This is a genomic window from Bacteroidales bacterium, from assembly GCA_014860585.1.
Classification (GTDB): Bacteria; Bacteroidota; Bacteroidia; order Bacteroidales; family 4484-276; genus RZYY01.
The window spans coordinates 1-4,373 of sequence record JACZJL010000174.1 but is presented as its reverse complement, the minus strand read 5'-3'; the positions used below and the strand labels follow the sequence as shown (position 1 = coordinate 4,373).

Genomic DNA, 4,373 nt, shown 5'->3' with positions numbered 1-4,373 from the left:
CCTCCGGAATGTTGAAAAATGTTGCCCGTGAATGATCTTTTTTACTTTTTTAACGTGTTGAAAAACAATGCGATCAACAAATATTTTTAATCATGTAACGAGAGTGTTAAAGAATGAAACGACAGTGTTAGCATTCCGCACTCCTCCGACAGTACCTTTGTAAGCAACAAACCGGAAGAAACAAAAACCGGAAATTATTAACCAAAAATTTACTATTTATGAGAAACTTAAAAATTTTGCTGGCTGCCCTGCTAATGGCAGCATGTTCAAGTGTCTGGCCGCAGGTGGCCATCAACATGGATGAAAGTCCTGCACACGGATCTGCCATGCTCGATGTTACGAGCACCGAAAGGGGGGTATTGATCCCCAGGATGACAACAGCGCAAATGCTGGGCATCCAGTCACCTGCCCCGGGATTGTCGTTGTACAACACCGATTCAAACAACTATTCTTTCTGGAACGGTGCACAGTGGATCACCCTGGGCAGTGGCTTTGATACCGACTGGTATATCAACGGCAACAACCTCTATTCGGGCCAGAGCGGAAATGTAGGCATCGGCACCATGAATCCTGACCGGAAACTGCATGTTGTAAGTGCTGAATCTTCATGGGGTTTGGCTAGGTTTCAGAACGAAAATCCCGGACAAAATGAGGCCAGCATTGCTTTTGTTGAAGGAAGTGATGCTGTTGCATCAAATTTCTGGGTTATGGGTGTGGGGTTATTTAGCCAAACAGGCGATTTTATTATCAGCCGCGGCATCGAAAGGTTTAAATTGGATTATAACGGAAACCTTGGTATCGGAACGGAAAGTATTGATGGAGATTTAGGTTTGCTCACCAAAACAAAAAACGGAGGTTCTGTTGATGCTTTTAGTCATAAGGTGACCATAGCCAATCTATCTGATGATAATGTATTAAGGCTGGTTGGTCCCGACGGATCATGGGGCCATGGGGCAAGGTTAAATTTTGGGGATTCTGATTATGCATATATTGATGAAGACGAAGATGATAAGCTGGACATTCACGCAAGCAGGGTGGCTTTCTCGGGTGGCTATGTAGGCATTGCCACATCAACCCCATCTGCCAACCTTGATGTATTGGGAAGTACTAAATTTGGCCATACCGGAACGCCATTTTTTGAAATAAAGCAATTAACCGGTACAACACCCATGGGTAGTACGTCAACGCAAATTGCATATCCTTCAGGTTGGAATCAAAGTAACACACGGGTGATCTGCCTTGAGGTACGCTACTATTTAGAGGGATATTATTATATTGGTATTGGCCATCCAACGTTACAAGTATTTTATACAATGTCTTCATCCGCTATCATAATTGCTTATCCGGCAGGTTCTGGTAACCAACCATATCGACTGGTATTAATGAAGTTTTAATGATCCTAAATTTAAAAACAGATGAAAAATCTAATCATACTAGTTGGAATCATCCTGGTTTCATGTAATTTCCTGAAAGCGCAAAGTTTGATAAACGGAGGGGCGAAAATTGTAAATGAGGCGCCCTCCGCCATTGTTTTTGGCGGAAATTATATTAACGAAGATATAGGTGACATCGTGAATGAAGGCACCATTGTTTTTAAGGCCGACCTGACAAATAATGCAGCAACCGCAAATTTTATGTATGGCTCCACCGGCCTGGTTAAATTCAATGGTGCCGCTCCTCAGCATATTTTTGGATCATCTACGGTCAATTTTTACGATATTTGGGTGGAATCTCCATTGCAGGTGCATACTTATGTTTCGGTTTGGAATAACCTCACATTATCAAATTATAATGTTTCTCTTAATGATGTGCTGTTTCAGATGCAATCCGGTTCAAGCATAACCGGGGCCAATTCCCTGGCACATATTAAAACACTCGGTTGGAGCAAACTGTTACAAATAGTTGGGGTATCAGATAAAGAGTTTCCGGTTGGAACCATGTCTTCTTATGCTCCATTGACTATACGGAATGACGATTTCTATGGCGTGGGATATATTGGTGTAAATGTTTTCCCTGATGTGCTTGAACAGGGGACTTCAGGCGCAACCATTAGCGATATTGATCATTGTGTTAACCTTACCTGGGATATTGATGAACAAATAATTGGAGATCTTGATTTAGTTATGACCGTAAATTGGAACAGTAGCGATGAAGGATCGTTGTTCGACCGGACAAGAGCTGGAATTGGCCATTGCGAGCCAGGTTTTAGCTGGGTTGCCCAAATGGAATCGCCGGCTATTGGAAGTGATCCCTATTCCCTTACCCGATCCGGCCTTACCAGTGTTGGCGCCTTTGCTGTGGGTGACAGTTGCAGCCCCATGGCAAATACTTTTATCTTAAATATGGATATCAAAGCCTTTCTTGAAGGGCCTTTTAACGGAACCGACATGAACACCAATTTAACAGGTTCAACCAATTTAACCAATTTCCCTTTGTCACAACCCTTTAACGTTCCTCCCTGGAATTATGCTGGTACGGAGGGCGTAACCTCCCTGCCCAATGGGGATATTGTGGACTGGGTACTGGTTGAACTTCGCGATGCAACAGAAGCATCACAGGCATACTCCTCAACAATTGTTGACAGGCAGGCAGCATTTTTATTGAAAGACGGAAGCATTATAGGGATGGATGGAATCTCGAACCTTGCATTTAGCAATTCAATAAGTGAAAAGCTTTTTGTTGTCATCTGGCATCGTAATCATCTCGGCATCATATCTGGCAACCCAGTTAATGGTAATTGTGGGGTGTATTCCTATAATTTCACAACAGGAGTTGATATGGTTTATGGAGGAGCTGACGGCCACAAAGAACTTTTAGCCGGCAGCAATAAATGGGGAATGATTGGTGGTGATGGAAATGCAGATGGAGTGGTAAGTTCAGAGGATAAAACCTGGGTTTGGGAGCCGCAAGCTGGGATGGAAGGTTACCTGGGTGGAGATTTTAACCTCGATGGTCAGGTGAATAACCCGGATAAAAACGATATCTGGTACAAAAATATTGGTAGTGAAGCAAAGGTACCGGCAGAGATACCATTTCCCTGTGGTGAGCAGATTTCAGATATTGACGGCAACATTTACAACACCCTTCAAATAGGCACCCAGTGCTGGATGAAAGAAAACCTGAAGACGACCAAAGATGCCGATGGAAACGCCATTACCAGGTACTGCTATAACAATGATCCATCGAACTGCAATGTTTACGGAGGCCTTTATACCTGGACAACGGCAATGAATGGCGCTGCAAGCAGCAATAATGTTCCAAGCGGGGTGCGGGGTATTTGTCCTGATGGCTGGCATTTGCCCAGCGATGCCGAATGGACAGCATTAACCAACTATGTCAGCAGTCAATCCGGATATTTGTGTGATGCAAATACATCCTATATCGCAAAAGCCCTGGCTGCTCAAACCAACTGGCAAACTAACTCGAATACTTGTGCGGTAGGTAATAATCTTACGCTGAATAACGCTACCGGTTTTTCAGGTCTGCCTGGTGGCTACTTCGCCTACGGAATTTTCTACCGTGTCGGCGACCAGGGCGACTTGTGGTTGTCGACGGAGTTCAGTCCCGACTACGCGTGGTTCAGTGTCCTCTTTTTCGAGTATCCGGAAGTACCTCGGAGCTTCAATACCAAGGGTATGGGTACTAGCGTTCGTTGCCTTCGGGATTAGAAGACTATTTGACTATTTTTCTATTGGAGAGAAGCTGAAAAATGAAACGCTTTCATTGATCGTGTTGGTTTAACGGGCGAATTCATCGAAGGAAAAAGTGGAGATCATACAGCAGGCCCATGAGCAGATTGAATTGATACGCTTGCTGATCCGGGTATTGAAAGATCTTAAACAGATCAGCTTGAGAAGCTTTGTGAGGATCAACAATAACAAGGAAAACGGTTTCAGTATCCGTTGTCTTCAGAATAATTGAAAATTCGGTAAATACCATGACAGACAAAGTCTTTATGGAGAAAGCCCGGAAAATTGTTGCCGGGAACATGGGTGACCCCGGTTTTGGGGTGGAGGCCTTTGCGCGCATGATGTCGTTGAGCAGGGTGCAGTTGCACCGGAGGATCAGGGCGTTGTTTCACCAGTCGCCGGGCGGGTTCATCCGCAGCCGGCGGCTCAGCCGTGCTGCTGAACTGCTCAAAGCCCAAAACGACAACGTGACGGCGGTGGCACACAGGGTGGGATTTACCAACCTTTCGTGGTTCACCAGGTGCTTCCGCGAGGAGTTTCACGTCAACCCCTCCGGAATGTTGAAAAATGTTGCCCGTGAATGATCTTTTTTACTTTTTTAACGTGTTGAAAAACAATGCGATCAACAAATATTTTTAATCATGTAACGAGAGTGTTAAAGAATGAAACGACAGTGTTAGCATT

General features: G+C 44.4%; 3 protein-coding genes. All 3 read left to right on the top strand.

The genetic code is table 11. The features are described from left to right. The first annotated feature begins 218 nt into the window (after positions 1 to 218). The 3 genes from IH598_16780 (at position 219) to IH598_16770 (ending at position 4,273) form a co-directional block, all read left to right on the top strand. Entirely contained in the window at positions 219 to 1,394 is a 1,176-nt protein-coding gene (locus IH598_16780) for a hypothetical protein (GenBank protein ID MBE0640171.1), read from the top strand. A 21-nt stretch (positions 1,395 to 1,415) separates the two neighbouring features. Further along, on the top strand, positions 1,416 to 3,668 hold the full coding sequence (locus IH598_16775) for a hypothetical protein (GenBank protein MBE0640170.1): 2,253 nt from the start codon (positions 1,416 to 1,418) through the stop codon (positions 3,666 to 3,668). A 269-nt stretch (positions 3,669 to 3,937) separates the two neighbouring features. After that, entirely contained in the window at positions 3,938 to 4,273 is a 336-nt protein-coding gene (locus tag IH598_16770; GenBank protein MBE0640169.1) for a helix-turn-helix transcriptional regulator, read from the top strand. Positions 4,274 to 4,373 lie beyond the last annotated feature (100 nt).

Bases quoted from the DNA above. Each gene is read 5' to 3' on its own strand.
- IH598_16780 (MBE0640171.1), top strand. From the start codon at position 219: ATGAGAAACTTAAAAATTTTGCTGGCTGCCCTGCTAATGGCAGCATGT.
- IH598_16775 (MBE0640170.1), top strand. From the start codon at position 1,416: ATGAAAAATCTAATCATACTAGTTGGAATCATCCTGGTTTCATGTAAT.
- IH598_16770 (MBE0640169.1), top strand. From the start codon at position 3,938: ATGACAGACAAAGTCTTTATGGAGAAAGCCCGGAAAATTGTTGCCGGG.